The organism is Marixanthomonas sp. SCSIO 43207, from assembly GCF_019904255.1.
Lineage (GTDB): Bacteria > Bacteroidota > Bacteroidia > Flavobacteriales > Flavobacteriaceae > Marixanthomonas.
The window spans coordinates 2,852,052-2,873,003 of the sequence record NZ_CP063203.1 but is presented as its reverse complement, the minus strand read 5'-3'; the positions used below and the strand labels follow the sequence as shown (position 1 = coordinate 2,873,003).

Genomic DNA, 20,952 nt, shown 5'->3' with positions numbered 1-20,952 from the left:
ATTACCTCCCGATTTTGCTGAAAAGTCGGGATTTTTTTCTAATCTATGTACGATTTAATTTTTTTAATATCTTCTTCAGAGTCAAAACTGGCTACAGCGTCTTTAATTAGATTTTCAAGTTCGTGAGTTACGTTCTTTTTATAAGCATTTTTATAAGCATCAATTTTTTCAAGATATTGAAGCATCCAGATTAATTTTTGTACAATAATTGGGTCGTGTTTGCAATAGGTGCGTAATGACGCCATTGAATTGTACAAAAGATCTTCAAACGGTATTACAGCGTTTTTTATAACAGCTTTTTCGTCATTAATAAAAATTCCGCAATCTCTCTTTTGCATTCGTAGTGCAAACAGTTCGGTCAAGTAATCAATTGCGTTAATCGCTGTTCCAGGGTCGTTAATGCCTGGAGACATTGCTTTTACAGCAATTTCAGTAATCTGCTTAAAAGCTAGAATATAATTATCTTCAACTAATTCGCCTCGAGAAAAATTTATATTAGATAAAATTTTATGTAAGGTTTCTTCATCTAGTTCTTTTTCAGATTTGAGTAACGGAACGTGTTGTAAAACAAAAAATCCTTTTGGGATGGTGATGTGAATTCTTGTTTCTTTTTCAATAGCAATTTTGATGATATTTTTATATGAAATATTTTGAAGGTAACCGCTTTCTTTTGTTGTGTATTCTTTCCATTTATCAGAAGACGGGAAGCTCTCAACTGTGGTTTTATTTTCTTCTTTTTCTTGCTTCAACAAAATTGTCAACCGTTTTTTTGATTTCTCATAAATTGAGTCTAAAATATTATTGATTTGAATGCTTTGTGAGATATTATGAATGAAGTAAATAAACATACATAAACACAAAATGGTGAGTATAATTCCTAATAGAATTGATAGTCCGGGTAGGGTATATTTTTCATCATTTGGTTCAATAGAAAATAGCGTAAAAATATTGTAGAGTATGGTAGCTAGATAGGTTCCTAAAACAACTTGATGTGTTTTATCTGATATGAGACCGGGTAATAACCTCGGTGAAAAATTACTGGAAGCTTGGCTTAAAAGAAGCATTACCATAGAAAAACTAAATACCATAACAGAAATTAAACCACCTATACAAGCGCTTAAAACTGTTAAAGCAGTATCACCATCTTCCAAAACTAATTGCGGTATGGTTTCGATTAATTTTTTTGAGACATCTTGCTTTTCAAGAGCTGCCATAACAAAGGAGAGTAAAAAACCTGCTAAGGCCAGCAATGTAGGATAAAATGCAATTTTACTTTTTACATTATTAATAAAAGCTAGCATTTTATTGTAAAGCTCTTTCATACGTTACTTTTAAAGTTGTAATTAAAAGTAATTTTTTTATTAGTGCTTCACTCTTAAAAATAAATTAATAATTGGTTTTATTGGCTATAAGTGACAATACGACATATTAAATTATCAAGAATAAGACAAAATGTCCTGTGTTTTACAATGGAACTGGATTTGCTATCTATACAGTGAAATTATAAATAAAGTATAATAAATCTAAAATATATCGTTATGAATTTAGTAAGAAGAAATAACAATTGGTTTCCGTCATTATTGGATGAACTCTTTACAGAAAATAAACTGGATGTTCCCAATTATGAAAACTTTAGCATTCCTGCCGTAAATATTCAGGAAAAAAACACGAATTTTGTAGTTCAATTAGCAGTTCCTGGGTTAAAGAAAGAAAACTTCAATATTGAAGTTGAAGATGACGTATTGAAAATTTCTGCTGAGGTTTCTTCAGAAAAAGAAGAAAAGAATACAGAAACTGAAACAAAGTTTACTCGTAAAGAGTTTAATTACAGTAGTTTCAAAAGATCATTCACATTACCGGAAAATGTAAATGTTGATGAAGTAAATGCAACGTATAAAGAAGGTGTGCTAGAAATAACATTACCTAAAAAAGAAGAAGAAAAAGCATTAAAGAGAATGGTTGAGATTTCATAATTGAAATTTAATTTGGTTAGTTAGTTGAAATGACCACGCGCTACTCAATCGGCGCGTGGTTTTTTATTTGTTATCGTTTCCTCCTTTTTCCACTAGTATGTTGTCTATTGGCTTGAGGTACATTTTTAGACTCTTCAACAGAGTCTTTCAATTCTTTTAATTCTTTTTTGGTAAGATCTCGCCATTGTCCTGTGGGTAAGTCACCCAATTCAATATTCATTATTCTTATTCTTTTGAGCGCTGTTACTTCATAGCCCAAAAATTCACACATGCGTCTTATTTGTCTATTTAATCCTTGAATAAGCACAATCCTGAAAACAAAACGACTTATTTTTTCAACCTCACATTTTTTGGTAACTGTATCTAAAATAGGAATTCCATTTCCCATTCGTTTTATAAAATCATTGGTTACAGGTCTATCAACCGTTACAATATATTCTTTTTCATGTTTATTTCCGGCGCGCAAAATTTTATTTACAATATCACCGTCATTGGTCATTAAAAGCAATCCCTCACTTGGTTTGTCAAGTCTTCCTACGTGAAAAATACGTTCTTTATGGTTTATAAAATCAACTACATTGCCTTCAACGCGCTTATCTGTTGTACAAGTAATACCTATAGGTTTATTAAGAGCAATATAGACTAGATTTTCATTTTCGGTAATTAGTTTTCCGTTTACTTTTACAATATCTTCAGGCATTACGCGGTCTCCCAAAGTAGCTACGGTGTCATTAATGGTGACTTTTCCTTCTTCAATGAGCGTATCGGCTTTTCGTCTAGAACAGTAACCACTGTCGCTTATTGCTTTGTTTATTCGAACTGAATCTGGATGGTGTGACATAGATGGCAAAGATACAAATTGTACAATCGTTAAACTTGATTTAAAAATATTGGGAGTTAATTTATTTTACTTTAAATTCAAAAAAAAACTGAAAAAACATGGCTGTCTTAGGCTCAATTATTAAAGGTGCAATTGATTTACGTGACAATTTGGTGAGTGAAGATTCACCGGTAGAAGCACAACATAAAGTATTAAAAAACTTACTCGAAAAAGCACAAAACACTGCTTTTGGAAAGTACTATGGGTTTAAACAAATATTAAATTCAGAAAATATAGAAAAAAACTTTTCAGAAACTGTTCCATATCATGATTATAACTCCATGACCCAAAATTGGTGGCATCGTGTTCATGATGGTTTTGAAGATATTACTTGGCCTGGAAAACCACAATATTTTGCTTTAAGTAGCGGTACAACCGGTAAGACTAGTAAACGCATTCCGGTTACCAAAGCAATGATTGAAGCCATACGCAATACCGGAATTAAACAAGTAGGTGCTTTGGCAAATTTTGATTTGCCTTCAGATTTTTTTGAAAGGGAAATAATGATGCTTGGAAGTTCAACCGATTTGGAAAAACGGGATGAATTTAAAGAAGGAGAAATAAGCGGTATTAGTGCTAGTAATATTCCTTTTTGGTTTAGAGGATACTATAAACCGGGTGAAGAGATTGCAAAAATAGCCGACTGGGATGAACGCGTACAAACTATAGCAGAACGCGCTAATGAATGGGATATAGGCGCTTTGAGCGGTATACCTTCTTGGATGGAATTAATGATGAAAAAAGTTATAGAACACAATGATTTAAATACCATTCACGATATTTGGCCAAATTTACAAGTGTATACAAGTGGAGGTGTAGCTTTTCAGCCCTATGAAAAAAGCTTTAATAAGTTATTGTCTCACCCTATCACTGTTATTGATACGTATTTAGCTTCAGAAGGATTTATTGCTTACCAACAAAGACCCGAAACTACTGCTATGAAATTGGTAACAGATAATGGTATTTATTTTGAATTTGTTCCTTTCGAACCTGAATACGTAAACAAAGATGGTTCAATAACACAAGATGCCCCTGTTATACCTATTTCTGAAGTAAAAAAAGATACCGATTATGTGTTGATTATGAGTTCTGTTTCAGGCGCTTGGCGCTATTTAATTGGCGACACTATCGCTTTTACCGATGTTGAAAAAGCAGAAATAATAATCACCGGAAGAACAAAGTTCTTTTTAAATGTAGTTGGCTCACAGCTTTCAGTAAATAAGATGGAAGCAGCTCTTCGCACACTAGAAGAAAAATTTGACATTGAATTACCAGAATTCACCATTGCTGCTGTAAAAATTGATAATGAATTTTATCATCATTGGTATTTAGGAACTACATCAAACGTTGATGAAGATACCTTAGCACTAGCACTTGATGAAGCATTGCAAGAAGCCAATAAAAACTATAAAGTTGCAAGAGGGAAAGCATTAAAAGGTGTAAAAGTAACACGGATTGACCCGAATGTTTTTCATGAATGGAATGCAAAAAACAAAAAGAAAGGTGGTCAAGTAAAAATGGAAAAAGTGATGGATGAAGAAAAGTTTAGCGATTGGCAGGATTTTGTTAAATCTATTCAGCAGTAAGAATTTTTTCTTCAATTTTTTCCTCATTAATCAGCTCCATTACTTCTTCAGGCGACATATAAAATGAACGAATCCGTTTTTTGTACCGTTCAGATATATTAGCTTGGTCCAGTATGTAGTTTTTGGTGCGTAAAATATAATCACCCATTCCATGGGCAATTGCAATTGTATCTGCTGTGCGTTCTACTTCTTTTATATGTCTTTTTGAAAATAAATATTTAAACCCAAAAATAAGCATACCTACATTATTGCGATCACGATAATCCATTACGTGACCCAACTCATGCCCTAACCAACCAATTATAACATCTGAAGGAATATCACTAATGGTGAAAGACTCATTTTCAATTTGAATTTCTCTGCTAATTAGTATAATATACTCTCGGTTTTCTCTTGATTTGAAAAAACTTCCCCAAGTAGGTTGCGCCTGCATAGTTGATTTTTTAATTCGGTCTTTAAACTTAAACCTAATTGCAGTATTCTTCAATTCAGGATAATACGAAAGCGCTGTTAATGCCTCTTCTTTAATAGTATCGGGGATTGATTTATTTTCTTGTGAAATAGTTTGCTTCGGAATCATTATAGCCGAAAAATACAAAAACGCCAAAAACCCTTGTGTTAATAGGCTCATAAATTAAATTTTCAAAAAGTGTTATGAATATTTAAAAACTTAATTTACAAGATAAAATTTACATTTCCTCAAGTGACTTTTGAAGTGTTTTAATCTTGTCTCGCAATTTGGCTGCCATCATAAAGTCTAACTCTTTTGCTGATTTTTCCATCGCTTTTCGCGTATCCCTTATTTTCTTTTCTATTTGTGGTTTTGTTAAGTATTCATCTTCCGGTTCTGCTGCGGCCAAGCTGTCTGCAGTTTCAAAAGTATATGCTTCTTGCTTAGATTTTGCCAAGGTATTTTCAAATGATTTTTTAATTGCTGTAGGAGTGATGTTATGTTCTTTATTATACGCAATTTGTTTTTCGCGTCTGTATTCTGTCTCATCAATCGTCTGCTGCATGCTTTTGGTAATCTTATCTGCATACATAATAGCTTTTCCATTAATGTGTCTGGCAGCACGGCCTACAGTTTGTGTAAGAGAACGGTTGCTTCGTAAAAAACCTTCTTTATCAGCATCTAAAATAGCAACTAATGAAACTTCTGGTAAATCAAGCCCTTCACGTAGTAAGTTAACACCTACCAAAACATCAAAAAGGCCTAAACGCAGATCTTGCATAATCTCAACGCGCTCTAAGGTGTCTACGTCACTATGAATATAACGACAACGTATTTGAATTCGAGTTAAGTATTTTGTTAGTTCCTCGGCCATTCGTTTTGTAAGTGTTGTGACCAAAACACGTTCATCTTTTTCAATACGTTGTTGAATTTCTTCTAATAAATCATCAATTTGATTGAGACTTGGACGAACTTCAATTGGTGGATCAAGCAATCCGGTTGGTCTAATAACCTGTTCAACATACACACCGCCACTTTTTTCAAGCTCATAATCTGCCGGAGTAGCACTTACATAAATCACTTGATTTTGAAGCGCTTCAAACTCTTCAGCTTTTAACGGTCGATTGTCCATCGCAGCTGGTAGGCGGAAACCGTACTCAACCAAGTTCTCTTTTCTACTGCGGTCACCTCCGTACATGGCTCCAACTTGCGGGATGGATACGTGACTTTCATCAACAACCATTAAGTAATCATCTGGAAAATAATCCAATAAGCAGAACGGACGCGTACCTGGCAGACGTCTATCTAGATAACGTGAGTAATTTTCAATTCCGCTGCAATAGCCTAATTCTCGAATCATTTCAAGATCAAAATTGGTACGTTCTTCCAGTCTCTTTGCTTCTAAGGGTTTTCCAATTTCTTTAAAGTAGTCAATTTGTTTTATGAGATCATCTTGAATTTCGCGAATAGCGCCTTGCAAAACGTCTGGAGAGGTTACAAACATATTGGCCGGATATATATTTAGCCGGTCATATTTTTCTAATACCTCATTGGTTTTTGGATCAAAAGCTTCAATCTCTTCAATTTCATCTCCAAAAAAATGTATTCTAAAAGCGTCATCTGCATACCCGGGATATACATCTACTGTATCTCCTTTTATTCGGAAATTTCCGTTGTGAAATTCTGCTTCAGTTCGTGCGTATAAGCTCTGTACCAAACGATGTAATAACTTGGTACGAGTGATTGTTTGTCCTTGTTTAAGACTAATAACATTTTTCTGAAACTCAACAGGGTTACCAATACCATACAAACAAGAAACCGATGCTACCACAAGTACATCACGTCGTCCTGATAATAGGGAAGAGGTAGTACTTAAGCGCAGTTTTTCAATTTCTTCATTTATGGAAAGGTCTTTTTCAATATACTGTCCGCTGCTTGGGATAAATGCTTCGGGTTGGTAGTAATCGTAATAGGAAACAAAATATTCAACCGCGTTATTGGGAAAGAAATTTTTAAATTCTGAATATAATTGCGCAGCCAGGGTTTTGTTGTGTGCCAATACCAAGGTAGGTCGTTGTACTTCTTGCACGACATTGGCAACGGTAAAGGTTTTTCCACTTCCGGTTACACCTAGGAGGGTTTGGTATTTTTCTTCAGAGTTTACTCCATTTACCAAGGATTGTATAGCTTCTGGTTGGTCTCCGGTTGGGGTAAAATCTGATACTACTTTAAATTTCATAGATTCTTTTTCAATGCCCTACAAAAATAAGTATTTAGAATCATAAAAGTTATTAAATCAACGACAGTGCTTTTTAATTGAGCAAGTAATATAATTTAAAACCAAAAGAAAAATTCATTGAAAAAAGAGAACCATCTTCTTCTCTGTACCTTTCAAAAAAACTAAATTCATCTAAAAATTCGCCTCCACTTCTTGGATTAATAATATTTGAAAAAGTATTATCTCTGTATTTTATTCCAAAACCTGCATAAGCATTAACACCAAACTTTCTTGTGATTGGTAAAAAAGCACCATATTTAAGGTGTGTTCCTATTTTTTTTCGATGGAAATCTGCACGATCAAATTGTATTCGATTATCATTTTCGAGAATATAATTATTATCGATGAGTGTCTCCTTTTGGTCTATATAAAAAAGCTCTAAAGAGATGTGTTGCTTTACTTTATTTACTGGGTTTAAAATAAAATATACTTCTGGCCGGATTTCAAATAACTGGTAATCTTCGCCAACATTTTCACCTATAGAAAAAAAGTTTATTGCTTCACTTCCATAACCAATATCTAAACCAGCACGCCATCTTTCAGAAAAACCTTTAATGTAACCCAATCTGTATCTAGGGTTATAAGGGCTAAATGGTGATAGAAGGTTAAAAGTTAGGATGGAAGGCGCTGCGTTTACTTCTTTAGCAACTTTAGGTTCAGTTTGTGATAAACATGAAAAAGCTATGAGTAAGCAAATAAGAAATAATATTCTTTTCATGCAAAATGGGGCTTTCTATATGAGTTTCTGAAAGTACTTATTTTAAAAATAAGGAAAACTTTATAAATCCCTTTTCTTTAAAATAGCATAGCTCCAATATACAAATAGAAAGGTCCATACAGAAACGATAAGCACATTTAAAAATGTAACATCGTAGCTCTTGGTAAAATTCTCCCCTAATTGCGTGGCAGCAGATTGTACAGCACCCAAGCGCGTCATAGGTTCTTTAATGAGGTTACTCATTGCTTCTAATGGAAAAAACTGCGAAACATTTTCAGCAATATTGGTTCCTTTAAAAAACTGCCATTTTAAAAGTCCGTAGACAATACTTTCTATAATCCACCATACCACTAAAAAGCCAATGGCAAATGCAGAGCGTTTAACCAAAACTCCTAAAAACAAACAGAAGGAGAAGAATCCTACTAGCTTGATAAAATATGCCAATAAGTATTCCATATCACTAAAGATGATACCTATTTCATTATAATCTGAAAAAATAAGCCCTAAAATCATTGAGACTATAAAAACAAATAGAGTAGATATAACGGCAAAACCGATTACGGTTATAAATTTTGAAAGGACAAATTCTTTTTTGCTCAAACCGTCAATTAAATTCTGTTTCAGCGTCCGGTAACTGTATTCGTTACTCATCATGGAAACAATGACAATGGCTAAAAATATTTTGAGTATAGCTGCAACATAGGTGTTAAAATGCCAAATAAAAGGAAAGTTAAATATACCTTGGTCTGCTACTCTAAAGTTTACGCTTCCGAAGCTAAACTCTATTGAAGCAATTAAGGCGATAAATGTTATTAATACAAAATAAACAATTGAAATCACCTTTGCCGAGCGATTGTATTTTAATTTTTGAAGTTCTATATTGAGAAGTCGTAACATACGGGTGGTTAGTTTAAGTTTTTAGTCAATTCAAGAAATTGTTCTTCCAGGCTTTCTTTTCGTTTTACTAAATGGGAAAGAATAATACCTTTTTCCTGTAACTGCTTGTTTAAAGTTGAAGCATCCATGGGTTCATCAAGATATGCAATTATGGTGTCGCCTTCTTCTTTAATGTTTCCAAAACCAGCGTGGTTTTTTAATTCATTTTTAAGCGCTTCCATATTATTCGCTTGCAATATAAAGAAGCCGTGGCTGGCATTCATACCATCAACGGTGCCTGTGTATAGACTTTCTCCCTTGCGAAGTATTACCACGTGTGAACAAACCTTTTCAACTTCATCGAGTAGGTGAGAAGCCAATAAAATTGTTGTACCATCAGCGGCAATTTTCTTTATGATTTCTCGTATTTGATGAATTCCTTGCGGGTCCAATCCATTTGTGGGCTCATCAAGAATTAATATTTCAGGATCGTTTAAAAGAGCAGAAGCAATGGCTAAGCGTTGTTTCATACCCAATGAAAAGGTTTTAAACTTACTGTTTTTTCGATCCAACAAGCCAACCACTTCTAGTTTTTCTTCTATTTTGGAAGCTGGAACGCCTTTAATTTTACATACCAAAGCCAAGTTTTGTACCGCTGTCATATATGGGTAAAAATTTGGGTGCTCAATAATGGCACCTACTTTTTTTAACGCATTGTGTGTAGAGTCGGTTCCGTCAAACCAGTGATATGTTCCGGTTGTTTTGTTAACTACGTTAAGCACAATACCTAAGGTGGTCGATTTTCCACTTCCGTTAGGGCCTAAAATACCGTAAACGTTTCCTTTTTCAATAGTAAACGAAAGGTTTTTTACGGCGGTAATTGGACCAAATTTTTTGGTGAGATTGTCAATTGTAAGTATGGGTTCCAAAAGAATGTTGATTTTTGGGTTAGCTATCTATACGACGAATGTACAGTAATTTTGTTACATTGCTAAAAAACAAAAGCAGCATTTTATAAGTAAATGCTGCTTTTTTTAAATTGAAAATCAATTGATTATGATTTTTCTTCTTTGTTGAAATATACTAAATAATAGTACATTTGTTTTTCTTCATCCCAGCCTTTTTCTACAAAACGTTCGGCACTATCAGGATTAATAAAATCCATCTTTATTTGAATATTGGTGTCTAAGTTTATAACGTTTTTTATCTTTTTACGAGCAGCACTCACGGCAGTATTGGCAATTGGAAAATTGGTTAAATCTTCAATTTTATACTTAGGAGCTTTTTCAGTTTTGTAATGATTAAACTCTGGAACCAAAGCGGGATTGTCAATTACTTCATTCACAAATGAACTTTCTTCAAAGTTGTCGTTTTTGGCAAAATGATTCACGGCACGGTTCATAAACATAACCTCTTGCTGTTTATCTTCTGCGGGTAATACAACGTCCTTTGCAAAATCTTGACAAAATTTTAAATATTTTTTTGTGAAGAAATTTTCATCTTCAAATGCATCAACTCCTAAAAAACGTTCCAACCAATATCGTGTGTCATAGCGGTTGCTGTCTACTGAAAGAATTTTATACCCTTCTTCTTTTTTGGTATTAAAAATCAATGCTCCTTTGTCTAGTTTTTTCAAATTAACACCTTGCTGAAGAATGGCGTCTAGTTGATCTCCTTGTTCTGCAAACTGAAGAAAATCTTGTTTAATTTCAGATTTGAAAATGCCTATACCATTTACCTTTTCATTGTCTATTTGTAAATTTTCAAGATAGGCAATATACACTTCCCCATTTTTAATATGAGGATGCATGGATTGATCAAAAAGGTGCTTTGTAATTTTTTTACTTTGCTCGTGAATGGTTTCTGGTTGTTCAAAAATTTCAGAAACAATGTTGAACAATTCGTGAAACTCCAGATCTGCCTCGTGAGTAAACTGAAAATAGTTTTCTTCTTTGTCACGAAAAGGTTTCAGAAAAAACTCTTTTAACAACGGTCTTATTTCATCATCCATTTTATAGGGTGTAGATGAAAGAAACATTCCTTCATTTCGGCTTTTATTACCTACTCTGTGAATGGATAAAGATGCAATATGGGTAGCGTATAGGTTGATCATTTTTTCAAAAATAAATTTAAAGGAGTTTGTTTTTTAACAAATTAATTCCAATTTTCATTAAAATCTAGGTTATCATAATCATCTGGATCTAGATCTAATTCATCTTCATTAGATAAGGAGTCATCTAGGTCTTCAATAATAAATTCACGCTCAGGTGCTTCAGCAGGTATTTGGCCTTCTACGTACATTAAATTTGGGTAGCTCATTCCATCTTCAGGTTCAACAATATCTGCGAGTTCAACCATAAATGTCCACATGTTTAAATAATCATACACATAGATAAGTCTAGTCTGTTCTCTCCACACAGAATCTTCTAGTCTGTTTTCGCTCATAATGCGCACAGCGCCTGGTTTGTCACCCATATCAAACAAGGCAATTTCTTCACCTTGTTCCCACTTATCATTACTTACATAGAAAGAAGCCATTTCTTGTCCTTCAAAACCAAACGCTTGTAATATTACGTTATGAAGGTCTTCTAGACTGTCTGACGCCTCAATCTCAATATCTCTAAATACATCTTCATGTGTGTCAAGTATGACTCTAAAACGGTATATCATAATTCAAAAAAATTAGACCGCAAAGGTACAAACTATTCCACGTTTCGAGTGTAGTTTGATATGGTAAATATTAAGAATTTATTCTGAATATAATCTAAACTTGTCTAGTGATAAAATCGGGTCTGTGTCGTTTCCAAGCTTGCAAAACCACGTAAAATTGATACCCAAAAAGAAGGGAAGCAATAACTAAATGCAAGGGCTGTGTAAGGAATGGAAAATCAAAATAATACATAGCGATACCTGAGGCGGTTTCAAGTAAAATTAAAAAGAAAACCATATTTATTTTTCTTAACCCATAACTATGTTTTTTATTAAAAAACCACAATGCTAGGTTAACAATAAAAATAAGAATTGAAAAAGATCTATGTATGTAGAAGTAAAGATTGGGATTGTCTAACCAAAGTGATTTTGCTTCATAACCTACTACATTTACTTGTTCATCTACAAATTGACGTACTTGAGTGCCTGTAACTACTTGTATAATTGTTAAAACCAGCGAAAATATAAGCAGATTAATAAACCCTCTTGAGACTGAAAAAGTACGTAATTTAGGTCTTGAATAGTACAATAAATACAATAAAACAGCTACAATGACTAAGGCCATTACCATATGAATAGTAATGCGAATAGGTGATAGTACAGAATATACAACCGTTGCACCTAGCCAGGCTTGAAACCCAAGTAGAAAAACGCTTAACCAAGATAATAAAGTAAGCCTTTTACTATGTTTCCATTGACCGAAAGAGAAAAGTGCCATGATTAAAACTGCAATTCCTGAAAGTGCTCCAAAAAGCCTATTGATATATTCAATCCAGGTGTGCCAAACATTAAAACTAGCATAATCGTGTTTGGTATATACATTCCAATTTTTTTCAGAAAAAGAAGTGCCGGTTGTAAAATCTTTATTTGCTACCTGAAGCGTTTCATCTTTAATAATTACTTGTCCTTTTTTAAAAGATCTATCTGGTTGCCATTCAAGTTCGGCTCTTTCTGTAGGGGGAATGTAGTAACCAAAACATTTGGGCCAATCTGGGCATCCCATACCAGAGCCGGTCATTCTTACCATTGCACCGGCAATAATGACCAAATAGACTAATACAATAGCTATTTTAACCCATTTTCTATACATTAGTTAACAGGAGTTAGGTTAATTTCTGAACCTTTTTTAATCATAAACTTTCTTGCTGCTTCATATTCATTAGGTATTTCACCTTCTAGAATAGCTTCTTTTATAGCATCTTTTATAATTCCTATTTCTCGAGAAGGTTTAATTCCAAAGGTATTCATAATTTCTTCTCCAGAAACAGGTGGTTGAAAATTTCTGATGTGATCACGCTCTTCTACTTCTTTAATTTTATCACGTACTTTCTGAAAGTTATTGTGATATTTTTTAAATTTTTTAGGATTTTTAGTGGTGATATCTGCTTCGCAAAGCGTCATTAAATCTTCTACATGATCTCCTGCATCAAAAATTAATCTTCTTACAGCACTATCAGTCACATCTGATGCCAATACAATAGGTCGCGAACTCATCAAAACCAATTTTTGAACATACTTCATTTTATCATTCAATGGCATTTTCATGCGCTTAAAAAGCTTATAAACCATTTTTGAACCAACAAACTCGTGCCCGTGAAATGTCCAACCTACTTTTTTGTCAAACTTTTTGGTAGGAGCTTTTCCTATATCGTGAAGCAACGCTGCCCATCGCAGCCAAAGATTGTCTGTAGTTTTTGAAATATTATCTACAACTTCAAGAGTGTGCCAGAAGTTGTCCTTGTGTCGTTGTCCTTCTTTTTCATCAATTCCTTCTAGAGCTACCAATTCAGGAAAAATAAAAGGGAGAAGTCCGGTTTTATGCAAAAGGGCAAATCCTTTTGAAGGAGTATCTGCTAGTAGAATTTTATTTATTTCGTCTATGATTCGTTCTTTTGAAATAATATTAATTCGCTTAGCATTATCAGTGATAGCTTGTAAAGATTGTTCTTCAATATAAAAGTCTAATTGTGTAGCAAAACGAATGGCGCGTAACATACGTAAAGGATCATCGCTGTATGTGATATCTGGATTAAGCGGAGTTTTAATCGTTTTCTTAGTAAGGTCTTTAATCCCATTGAAGGGGTCTAATAATTCACCAAAGTTTTTGTCGTTTAAGCTTAATGCCAATGCGTTAATGGTAAAATCTCTTCTATTTTGGTCATCTTCGAGCGTTCCATTTTCTACGGCTGGATTTCTACTTTCTTCAGAATATGATTCTTTTCGCGCTCCTACAAATTCAATTTCAATGCCGTTGGTTTTTAGCATAGCGGTTCCGTAGGTTTTAAAAGTTGAGACTTTTGGTTTTCCCGGAAGAAGTTTAGAAACCTCATTTGCCAATTCAATTCCGCTACCAACTGCTACTATATCAATATCTTTTGCTTCGCCACGCTTTAATATGTAATCACGCACAAAACCACCAATTACATAACTTTCAAGCTGCAAATTGGTAGCAGCTTTTGAAATTGTTTTAAAAATTGGATGTTTTATGGCGTTTGGATATGAAGGCATATTTTTTTAAAAGTTGAAAATTTAATTTCGTATCACTTTTACGGTACCGTCATTTTTCAACTTAATAATAGCAGACGGTTGCTGAGTTTTTTTTGATGTATGCAAATTTACCACATAGTCAACGCCATCCAAAATTTCGGGTGCGATGGCTTTAAAATTTAACGGCGTTTTAACACCGCTTATATTGGCTGATGTTGAAACTATGGGGCGTCGAAATTTTTTAATTAACTGCTTACAAAACGCATCTTGAACAACTCGAATGGCTAATGAATTGTCATCTGCAATTAAATTTTCGGCTACTCGAATGGGGTCGTCGTAGATGATTGTTGTGGGTTTTGCAGCATATTTTAAAATATCATAAGCTACTTCGGGTACATTTTCTACATATTCATTAAGCATTTTAAAATCGTGAACTAAACATATTAGTGATTTACTTTCATCGCGTTGTTTTAGCTTAAATACTTTTTCTATCGCTTCAGCATTGGTAGCATCACAACCAATGCCCCAAACAGTATCAGTAGGATAAAGGATAAGTCCGCCACGTTTTAAAACCGCAATTGTTTTATTTATTTCTTCTCTCATTGTTTATAAGTTGAGGTAGTTGGCCACTTTTTCATAAAAATTAGTATTAATGGTACGACACTCTTCTTTTACCCCAGAGTACGTGTGCCCTTTTTTTATATCTTCAAGGCACGTGTCAAAGGTCGTAAAAATAGGCTTATATTTAAAGTCATAAAACTTTGAAGAGTTGGGTACAACAGCTACTCTTTTTCCTAATAGCATCGTCCAATACATGGCGTGGTAACTATCTGTAATGATTGCGTTGCTTTTTCCTATAAAGGAAATTAACTCTTCAAGGTTTGTGGTGTTTGATGTTGTTGGTAATTCAGAAAAGGTGCTTGTGATATGTTCTTTTTTAACGGTGTCTTTATGAAAAATAATACCCACTTCTTGCGTTTCAGAATATTGTTTGTCAAACACCTCGTGCAGACAGCTTACACACGGAACATATTCCCCTGGCATTGATATATCGCGTGTTCCCGCTAGGCCAAAAGTATTTACATCAATATTGTAGCTAGTGATGTTTCCGTAATGTTTTGCAGATTTTGCATTGTGCCCTACACCCCATAAAACTGTTTTTTTGGAACCTGAGGCTAGTTTCTCAAATAATTTCATTTGTAATTTAAAACCACCCCGATTTAATAATCCGCCACCACCTATTATCAATGAATTATCACTTATTTGTTTAGTAAAGTTTTCGGTCACACTTTTATCTTGACTTTTATTATCAAATATATCAAGGTGTTTGCCTTTTAATGTATCAAAATAGTGATGTGGAGCACAGTAATAGTCACCTATGTTTTTTGTGTCAACTCTATGGATGTTAACAACATCATTGTTGTGTTGTTCTCTTGAAAGAATTGCTTTTACGGTTTTTCTACGTGTTTTTTTTCTTTGTAAAGAAGCAATGAGTTTGTTAATTACCATATCATTTTGAAATTATAGATTGATATACTTGAGCATATTGTTGAGCCGCGGCATCCCAGTTAAAGTGGTTCGCTCGTTCAATAGATTTTTTCTGAAGCTCTTCCTTGTGTTCAGAAAAATGTTGCATTCCTTTATTAAATACTTGTGCCATATATTCAGGATTGTAATGATCCCAATAATAAGCAATTTTTCCACCTATTTCTGGCAGCGAGGTGTTATTTGAAGTAAAAACGGGTTTTCCAAAAAGCATTGCCTCAATCACAGGTAATCCAAAACCCTCTCTCAAAGAAGGAAATACAAAAGCATCACACTTTTTGTAATAGTATTTTTTTTGATTTTCTGAAATATTACCAATTAAAAATATACGATCTTTAACACCAAGCTTTTCAGCTTCTTCCATTAGCTCATGAGCAGTTTCTGTTGTGTTTTTACCACCTATGATCAATTGAAAATCTTTCAGCATAGGAAGCATTCTCACTAATGAAATGAAATTTTTTCGAGCTGTAATTTGACCTATTGAAAATAAAAATGGCTTTTGCGGAACCAATGGAGGCTCAAAATTATCAGGTAAATTTACGTTTGTCAACGGGTTTCCATTGTAAATTACATGTTCAGGTACGTTTGGAACGTTAAAATATTGATGTGTAGATTGTTTAGCAAATTCTGAAATATAAGTAATTGCCGTGCTTCTATTTAGTTTATTTTGAAACCTTTGGTGAACCTTTTCATGTAAATAACTATCCGGGTTTTTAATATGAGTAATGTTATGAACTGTCAATAAATAGGGAATATCGTGGTAAGGTTCAATTTTTATATTTTGATTAAGCGAGTGCCATAAATCATATTTTTTTCTAATTCTAAATGGCGCATACCTGCGTAATGAAAAACTTTTTTTATAATTGAAAGAGGCTCCAAACTCTTTTTTAAGCCAATCAATATCTTTTCCGTGTAATACAATTTTATAATCTGGATGTTCTATCTTTGCTAAGGCTTTGATTAAATGGTAGTTAAATTGACCAAAGCCAAAATATAAGTTTTTAATATTATGTGATTCTAAAAAAACAGTTTTCATATAAAAATTACCTATACCAAAGGTACTTTAATTATGTGTGGGAGGCAAAAACAACTCACAAGATAAATTGTAGTTTTCTTCTTTTTCAAGTTGTATCTTTGACGGATGAAAATGTTTTTTTCAGAAAAATATAAGCCTCAAAAAAAATCTATTTTAGAAATACTTGATTCTTTTGAAAATCAAGGCGAAAACCTAGGTCGTGGCGATAGAAATGTGATCAAAATCTTTCCGTTAAACAATGAGAAGATTAATATAAAGTCATTTAAAGTACCCAACTTTATAAATAAAGTGGTGTATAATTTTTTCAGAAAATCAAAGGCTGCTCGCTCTTTTGAACATGCTACTTACCTAATTAAACAAGGAATAGGCACGCCTTACCCAATTGCTTACTTAGAAGAAGAAAACCCTTTGTTTTTCGGGAAAAGCTATTATATAAGTGAACAACTTGATGCAGATTGTACGTTTAGAGCTTTAATTGAAAACCCCAATTATCCTGATAGAGAACAAATATTAAGAGAATTTACAGCTTTCACTCATATGCTTCACGAAAACAGAATACTGTTTAAAGATCATTCTCCGGGAAACACATTAATTAAAAAAGAAGGAAATCAATTTAATTTTTACTTGGTTGATTTAAACAGAATGGAGTTTAAGTCACTATCATTTGAGGAACGTATTAAAAACTATTCACGCCTTACATCAAAAAAAGAAATGGTCGCCATAATGAGTGATGAGTATGCAAAAATCACTGGGCAACCATATGATAAGGTCTTCACTTTAATGTGGGGATTGACTTCAAAATTTCAGAAGAAATTTTACCGTAAAAAGCGACTAAAACAAAAATTGAAGTTCAAATAATTACGACTTTCTATTAAAAATCTTATTGATTTTATATTTTCTGAAAAGGGATAAGTTTCTTTTTTCAGGAACCCCGTTTTCTTCAATAAATTTTTCGATAGTATCGATCATTCGTTCAGAAGATCTTCCATCGTTATAAGGATGGTATTCTGCAATTACTTCTGCGCGTTGTTTGGCAAAAGGGTCTTTTGTTAGATTTTTATATACTGCTTCTGTTACCTTTCCTTGCTCAGTATAATTATCCCATTGAATGGTTTTATTAATATTTCCGAAGGTGATAACGGGTTTGTCTAACAATAAAAATTCATAAATTACAGATGAGGTATCACTTATCAATACGTCTGCAAGCATAAATTGTTCTATAATATTTCGACCTTCTTTAAAATAGATGTTTTCATATTTTGAAGCTAAGTTTTTGTAGGCTTCAATATATTTTTCATCCATTAAATCGTGAAATTTTATGTTAATTACGTATTTACCTTGCTTAGCCAATTGTTCTATTTCAGGTTCTAAAACCCCTGCAGAAGTTAAAGAAGGTGAGAAGGTAGGGGCGTAGAGTAAAACGTGACTTGCTTCGTGTTTTTGAAGCAATTTTTTTCTTTCTAAAATAATCTCTTGCTTATTTTGAGCATAGGCATCAAGCTTGGACCAACCGGTTTCTATCACATCAAAATTTTTAAAACGTGCTTTCAGCTTATTAAAACCTCTAGTAAAAAAAGGTCCCTGCGTTAAATACAAATCAAAATAATGCCTAATGTGAAAATGTCCCTTTTTTTCACCTGCCAGTCCGTGAAAAATTTGAACTTTAAGTCCGCGTAGGTAGTGAGGTACTTCATTTCCGGGAGCAATGATAACGTCACTTTTATAAGACTCTAGTTCTGCTATACTTTGGGTTACTGGTTCATTTTTGAAAGGAAAAAGAGCTTCAAGCTTTGGAACAATAAACCAAATGTAGGTATGTCCTCGAGTTTTTAAAACCTCTTTAATAGGTTTCATAATCTCAAAAGAATACGCATTTTGACAGAACAAAATAAATTTCATAAGCTATAGAAACTTGTTCACATTTTCTAAATCTTCTTGAAAATCAATTTCCATACAATTAAAAGCCGAAATATCGACAGCTTTTACTTTGGCATTATCTTTTTCAATAAGCAATTCTAGACCGCGTTCAAAATAGTCATTGTTATCACATTCTTCAAGCCTTTCAATATACTGTGTAAGGTTGTTTTTTGAAATGAAATTAACTCCAACAGCTTCGCCTAGGCCGTTTTTTACTTCTTTTGAAAGTTGATTTACAAAACCATCTTTTAAGGTGTATTTCACCTCTTCATCACCCACAGAATTAGTGTTTACGGCTACAAACGAAATGTCTTTATCAATATGAGGTTGCAGATTATCTAGTAATTTTTCATCAAAAACAACATCACCATTAAACCATAAAACACTTTCTCCTTTACATTTTTTTAAAGCTCTTACTAGACTTTTTGCAGTATTGGTTTGGTCAAAATAAGGGTTGTAAATATAAGCCAACTGCGGAAAGTTTTCCATAATACTATTCTTTTTAAAACCCACAACTACATACACGTCGTGTTGACAAAAGTAGTTGTCAATGTTTTCAATCATCATTTGCATGATGCTTTTACCATTTTTAAGAGGTGTTAATGGCTTTGGGAAAGGGTTTCCTAGTCTTGAGCCAATTCCGGCAGCAAGTATTACAATTTTCATGTATTGGTTGGTTTATTTTTAATGAGTTGTTTTAGTTTTAAATACTTTAAAAAAGTTGTGTAAGCGCTAAAGGTACAAATTATTAATCCGTTAAATCCGTCCAGAAAACCAAGTCGTAAAAAGTACGCTTTAAAAAAGGTCCAAGATGGTTTTACTAAAATATCAAAGAGCCCAGATTTTCTTCCAAGTTTATAATATTCTTTTGCAGAAATAGAAGAAAACTTATGAACCTTTAAGCTGTGTTCTGCATATGTTTTATGTACCCAATGCAGGATGCTTCCGTTTAATTTTCCAGTTTTTGAATTGGGCTGCATTTGTATGGTGTCGTGAGGGTTTATGCCTCCCCATCGAGCTTTGTTGCGGTCAAAAACTCGAAGTTTTCTATCTGGATACCAGTCTGAATGATAGATCCATTGTCCGCAATAATTATTGAACCGTTTTACATAATAACCGTCTTTAACCCAATTATTTTTTAAACGTAGTATAGCAGCCTGTAATTCTTTATTTAAAGCTTCATCTGCATCTAGTGAGATGACTTTTTCATACTTTGCAGCATCAATTGCAGCATTTTTTTGTTGAATATGTCCTTCAAATTTCTGCTGAAGGAAACGTACCGGATATTGTTTGCAAATTTCTTCTGTTTTATCTGTGCTGAAAGAATCTAAAACAACAATATCATCTGCCACGGGAAGCAACGACTCTATACATCTTGCAATATTTCGTTCTTCATTAAGAGTGATAATAGTTGCAGAAAATCGTTTTGAGCTTGGGTATAGGTTTTCACCGGTTAAAAACTCATGAAGCTTAGGGATGATAAGCTCGGGTTTAAAAAGCTGATAATTTGCCGCTGCTTTTTGTCGAGCATGCTTTTTATTTGAAAAAACTGGATTGTAATCTACAAAATCATAAAGATGAACAGAGGTGTTATTATTTCGGTCTTCAAAAATATTCCAGGCTTCTTTTTTAATCCAAGGACAGAAAATTGAAAAGGTTTTTATCCCAATAGCCTTTGCCATATTTACGGCACCGCCTTCATTTCCTATTAAAGCTTCACAGTGATATGTGAGCGCCATAAACTCTCGAAGGCTTTTTCCGTACAGGTCTAAAACAATCTTTTTTTGTGTTTTTGAATTACATAATTTAAAAAGCGATTCTATTTGAGGTTTTTGACTTGGAATGTAATTGAAAAGCAATTTGCAATCTGTTTTTTCAACTATATAGTCTAAAAGCTCTGCAAGATAGGGTAACGGGTAGGTTTTAAATTCATTACTACCCAATGCGCTTATCATAAAAACCTTTTCTGTAGGACTTATTCCGTAGTGCTGCAATGTTTTTTTTGCATTGGCAATTTCAGCTTCAGTAAGATAAATTTTTGGCTTACAAATATGAGTACTATTCTTAAGTATTGGCGATAACAGCATTAATCTGTTTTCAATAGCCAATCCGGCTTGGCTTAAAGACATAGTATGCCGTGAAAAAGTATGCGTATATGCAAATTGAGTATACCATTTTTTATAAGAAATGCGATACTTAGCGCCTGAACTTTTTGCAATCCAAGCGCTGCTTATTTTTGCATAGGTGTCAATTACAACATCATATTTTTCCTGCTGAACCTCTTCTCGAAGTTTTTTAAACTTACTTTTTGAAGTTTCCATCTCATTGGTAAACGGTATAATTTTATCAATGATTGGATTGTTTTCCAAAACCGGAATAGTGTGTGAATTGACTAAATAATGTAACTCAGCGTTTGGGAAATGATTTCGTAATACCTCAAATAGCACAGTAGACGTTAATACGTCTCCAATCATTTTTTGTTGTATTACAAGAACC

Annotated in this window: 20 protein-coding genes; 3 read left to right on the top strand and 17 right to left on the bottom strand. The window is 33.4% G+C overall.

Annotated elements, in window-relative coordinates; genetic code table 11:
- Positions 1-38 precede the first annotated feature (38 nt).
- Entirely contained in the window at positions 39-1,322 is a 1,284-nt protein-coding gene (locus INR76_RS13490; RefSeq protein ID WP_223108474.1) for a DUF2254 domain-containing protein, read from the bottom strand.
- Between the two features lie 216 nt (positions 1,323-1,538).
- Here INR76_RS13490 and INR76_RS13485 point away from each other — a divergent pair, with 216 nt between their 5' ends.
- The gene (locus INR76_RS13485) at positions 1,539-1,973 is read left to right on the top strand and encodes an Hsp20/alpha crystallin family protein (RefSeq protein WP_223108473.1); all 435 of its coding nucleotides are present in this window, start codon (positions 1,539-1,541) and stop codon (positions 1,971-1,973) included.
- Between the two features lie 70 nt (positions 1,974-2,043).
- On the opposite strand, the gene rluF is transcribed toward INR76_RS13485, so the two are convergent.
- Positions 2,044-2,814 (bottom strand): 23S rRNA pseudouridine(2604) synthase RluF, encoded by a 771-nt coding sequence (gene rluF, locus INR76_RS13480; protein WP_223110030.1) that lies wholly within the window; start codon positions 2,812-2,814, stop codon positions 2,044-2,046.
- Between the two features lie 98 nt (positions 2,815-2,912).
- Here rluF and INR76_RS13475 point away from each other — a divergent pair, with 98 nt between their 5' ends.
- On the top strand, positions 2,913-4,439 hold the full coding sequence (locus tag INR76_RS13475) for a GH3 auxin-responsive promoter family protein (RefSeq protein WP_223108472.1): 1,527 nt from the start codon (positions 2,913-2,915) through the stop codon (positions 4,437-4,439).
- Here the strand turns inward: INR76_RS13475 and INR76_RS13470 are convergent.
- The 12 genes from INR76_RS13470 to INR76_RS13415 form a co-directional block, all read right to left on the bottom strand.
- Complete coding sequence (locus INR76_RS13470) at positions 4,426-5,070, bottom strand: hypothetical protein (protein WP_255592699.1); 645 nt, start codon at positions 5,068-5,070, stop codon at positions 4,426-4,428. The two genes, INR76_RS13475 and INR76_RS13470, sit on opposite strands and share 14 nt — an antisense overlap.
- A gap of 58 nt (positions 5,071-5,128) precedes the next feature.
- Positions 5,129-7,129 carry an excinuclease ABC subunit UvrB gene (uvrB, locus tag INR76_RS13465; protein WP_223108471.1) on the bottom strand — a complete coding sequence of 667 codons (2,001 nt, stop codon included), beginning with the start codon at positions 7,127-7,129 and terminating at the stop codon, positions 5,129-5,131.
- A gap of 73 nt (positions 7,130-7,202) precedes the next feature.
- Complete coding sequence (locus tag INR76_RS13460; protein WP_223108470.1) at positions 7,203-7,886, bottom strand: hypothetical protein; 684 nt, start codon at positions 7,884-7,886, stop codon at positions 7,203-7,205.
- 60 nt (positions 7,887-7,946) lie between these two features.
- Entirely contained in the window at positions 7,947-8,783 is an 837-nt protein-coding gene (locus INR76_RS13455; protein WP_223108469.1) for an ABC transporter permease, read from the bottom strand.
- An 8-nt stretch (positions 8,784-8,791) separates the two neighbouring features.
- On the bottom strand, positions 8,792-9,691 hold the full coding sequence (locus INR76_RS13450) for an ABC transporter ATP-binding protein (protein ID WP_223108468.1): 900 nt from the start codon (positions 9,689-9,691) through the stop codon (positions 8,792-8,794).
- A 125-nt stretch (positions 9,692-9,816) separates the two neighbouring features.
- Positions 9,817-10,875: a nucleoid-associated protein gene (locus tag INR76_RS13445; RefSeq protein ID WP_223108467.1), complete on the bottom strand. Its 1,059-nt coding sequence runs from the start codon at positions 10,873-10,875 to the stop codon at positions 9,817-9,819.
- Between the two features lie 41 nt (positions 10,876-10,916).
- Entirely contained in the window at positions 10,917-11,432 is a 516-nt protein-coding gene (locus INR76_RS13440) for a plasmid pRiA4b ORF-3 family protein (RefSeq protein WP_223108466.1), read from the bottom strand.
- 94 nt (positions 11,433-11,526) lie between these two features.
- Positions 11,527-12,561: a heme A synthase gene (locus INR76_RS13435; RefSeq protein WP_223108465.1), complete on the bottom strand. Its 1,035-nt coding sequence runs from the start codon at positions 12,559-12,561 to the stop codon at positions 11,527-11,529.
- A complete protein-coding gene (locus INR76_RS13430; RefSeq protein WP_223108464.1) occupies positions 12,561-13,979 on the bottom strand; it encodes a CCA tRNA nucleotidyltransferase in 1,419 nt (472 codons plus the stop codon). Before INR76_RS13430 ends, INR76_RS13435 begins: the two co-directional genes overlap by 1 nt.
- A gap of 21 nt (positions 13,980-14,000) precedes the next feature.
- Entirely contained in the window at positions 14,001-14,561 is a 561-nt protein-coding gene (locus tag INR76_RS13425; RefSeq protein WP_223108463.1) for an L-threonylcarbamoyladenylate synthase, read from the bottom strand.
- A 3-nt stretch (positions 14,562-14,564) separates the two neighbouring features.
- Complete coding sequence (locus INR76_RS13420) at positions 14,565-15,467, bottom strand: polysaccharide pyruvyl transferase family protein (protein ID WP_223108462.1); 903 nt, start codon at positions 15,465-15,467, stop codon at positions 14,565-14,567.
- A gap of 1 nt (position 15,468) precedes the next feature.
- On the bottom strand, positions 15,469-16,539 hold the full coding sequence (locus INR76_RS13415) for a glycosyltransferase family 1 protein (RefSeq protein WP_223108461.1): 1,071 nt from the start codon (positions 16,537-16,539) through the stop codon (positions 15,469-15,471).
- Positions 16,540-16,644: 105 nt separating this feature from the next.
- Here INR76_RS13415 and INR76_RS13410 point away from each other — a divergent pair, with 105 nt between their 5' ends.
- On the top strand, positions 16,645-17,397 hold the full coding sequence (locus INR76_RS13410; RefSeq protein ID WP_223108460.1) for a lipopolysaccharide kinase InaA family protein: 753 nt from the start codon (positions 16,645-16,647) through the stop codon (positions 17,395-17,397).
- Here the strand turns inward: INR76_RS13410 and INR76_RS13405 are convergent, their stop codons facing one another.
- Genes INR76_RS13405 through INR76_RS14015 form a run of 3 tightly spaced genes read right to left on the bottom strand, consistent with a single transcriptional unit; the run spans position 17,398 to position 20,930 of the window.
- Positions 17,398-18,438: a CDP-glycerol glycerophosphotransferase family protein gene (locus tag INR76_RS13405; RefSeq protein WP_223108459.1), complete on the bottom strand. Its 1,041-nt coding sequence runs from the start codon at positions 18,436-18,438 to the stop codon at positions 17,398-17,400.
- Positions 18,439-18,441: 3 nt separating this feature from the next.
- Complete coding sequence (locus INR76_RS13400; protein ID WP_223108458.1) at positions 18,442-19,122, bottom strand: NTP transferase domain-containing protein; 681 nt, start codon at positions 19,120-19,122, stop codon at positions 18,442-18,444.
- Positions 19,119-20,930 (bottom strand): glycosyltransferase, encoded by a 1,812-nt coding sequence (locus INR76_RS14015; RefSeq protein ID WP_255592696.1) that lies wholly within the window; start codon positions 20,928-20,930, stop codon positions 19,119-19,121. The genes INR76_RS13400 and INR76_RS14015 overlap by 4 nt, the downstream gene beginning before the upstream one ends.
- Between the last annotated feature and the right edge of the window lie 22 nt (positions 20,931-20,952).

What these genes read in the sequence shown, in the direction of transcription:
- INR76_RS13490 (WP_223108474.1), bottom strand. Translation starts at nt 1,322, where the DNA reads ATGAAAGAGCTTTACAATAAAATGCTAGCTTTTATTAATAATGTAAAA.
- INR76_RS13485 (WP_223108473.1), top strand. Translation starts at nt 1,539, where the DNA reads ATGAATTTAGTAAGAAGAAATAACAATTGGTTTCCGTCATTATTGGAT.
- rluF (WP_223110030.1), bottom strand. Translation starts at nt 2,814, where the DNA reads ATGTCACACCATCCAGATTCAGTTCGAATAAACAAAGCAATAAGCGAC.
- INR76_RS13475 (WP_223108472.1), top strand. Translation starts at nt 2,913, where the DNA reads ATGGCTGTCTTAGGCTCAATTATTAAAGGTGCAATTGATTTACGTGAC.
- INR76_RS13470 (WP_255592699.1), bottom strand. Translation starts at nt 5,070, where the DNA reads ATGAGCCTATTAACACAAGGGTTTTTGGCGTTTTTGTATTTTTCGGCT.
- uvrB (WP_223108471.1), bottom strand. Translation starts at nt 7,129, where the DNA reads ATGAAATTTAAAGTAGTATCAGATTTTACCCCAACCGGAGACCAACCA.
- INR76_RS13460 (WP_223108470.1), bottom strand. Translation starts at nt 7,886, where the DNA reads ATGAAAAGAATATTATTTCTTATTTGCTTACTCATAGCTTTTTCATGT.
- INR76_RS13455 (WP_223108469.1), bottom strand. Translation starts at nt 8,783, where the DNA reads ATGTTACGACTTCTCAATATAGAACTTCAAAAATTAAAATACAATCGC.
- INR76_RS13445 (WP_223108467.1), bottom strand. Translation starts at nt 10,875, where the DNA reads ATGATCAACCTATACGCTACCCATATTGCATCTTTATCCATTCACAGA.
- INR76_RS13440 (WP_223108466.1), bottom strand. Translation starts at nt 11,432, where the DNA reads ATGATATACCGTTTTAGAGTCATACTTGACACACATGAAGATGTATTT.
- INR76_RS13435 (WP_223108465.1), bottom strand. Translation starts at nt 12,561, where the DNA reads ATGTATAGAAAATGGGTTAAAATAGCTATTGTATTAGTCTATTTGGTC.
- INR76_RS13430 (WP_223108464.1), bottom strand. Translation starts at nt 13,979, where the DNA reads ATGCCTTCATATCCAAACGCCATAAAACATCCAATTTTTAAAACAATT.
- INR76_RS13425 (WP_223108463.1), bottom strand. Translation starts at nt 14,561, where the DNA reads ATGAGAGAAGAAATAAATAAAACAATTGCGGTTTTAAAACGTGGCGGA.
- INR76_RS13420 (WP_223108462.1), bottom strand. Translation starts at nt 15,467, where the DNA reads ATGGTAATTAACAAACTCATTGCTTCTTTACAAAGAAAAAAAACACGT.
- INR76_RS13415 (WP_223108461.1), bottom strand. Translation starts at nt 16,539, where the DNA reads ATGAAAACTGTTTTTTTAGAATCACATAATATTAAAAACTTATATTTT.
- INR76_RS13410 (WP_223108460.1), top strand. Translation starts at nt 16,645, where the DNA reads ATGAAAATGTTTTTTTCAGAAAAATATAAGCCTCAAAAAAAATCTATT.
- INR76_RS13405 (WP_223108459.1), bottom strand. Translation starts at nt 18,438, where the DNA reads ATGAAATTTATTTTGTTCTGTCAAAATGCGTATTCTTTTGAGATTATG.
- INR76_RS13400 (WP_223108458.1), bottom strand. Translation starts at nt 19,122, where the DNA reads ATGAAAATTGTAATACTTGCTGCCGGAATTGGCTCAAGACTAGGAAAC.
- INR76_RS14015 (WP_255592696.1), bottom strand. Translation starts at nt 20,930, where the DNA reads ATGATTGGAGACGTATTAACGTCTACTGTGCTATTTGAGGTATTACGA.